Origin of the sequence: Paenibacillus periandrae (assembly GCF_022458865.1) — a bacterium.
Classification (GTDB): domain Bacteria; phylum Bacillota; class Bacilli; order Paenibacillales; family NBRC-103111; genus Paenibacillus_S; species Paenibacillus_S periandrae.
In genome coordinates this window covers 1-295 of record NZ_JAJNMU010000175.1, presented here as the reverse complement: position 1 = coordinate 295, position 295 = coordinate 1, and the positions used below count along the sequence as shown (strand labels likewise).

Sequence of the window (295 nt, the reverse complement as noted above, 5' to 3'; positions counted from 1 at the left end):
GGAGCTGACGAATACTAATCGGTCGAGGGCTTATCCAAGAAAGAGTCTTGCAAGCGAAAGCGAGTGAGACGCGCTGCTCAAGCGTGAAGTGAAGTTTCGGATCTAGTTTTCAGGGTGCAAACCTTGAGTTGCCTGTCCTTTGTAAGGATGGATATTTTCTCGCAGCGATTTCGAAGACGTATAACTTCGAAAAATCCCGTTTGGTGACGATGGCGAAGGGGAACCACGCGTTCCCATCTCGAACACGACCGTTAAGCCCTTCAGCGCCAATGGTACTTGAACCGCAGGGTTCTGG

General features: G+C 50.5%; 1 rRNA gene. It reads left to right on the top strand.

Annotated elements, in window-relative coordinates:
• Positions 1–199: 199 nt before the first annotated feature.
• A 5S ribosomal RNA gene (gene rrf / locus LRL21_RS45110) occupies positions 200–295 on the top strand; the annotation flags it as partial.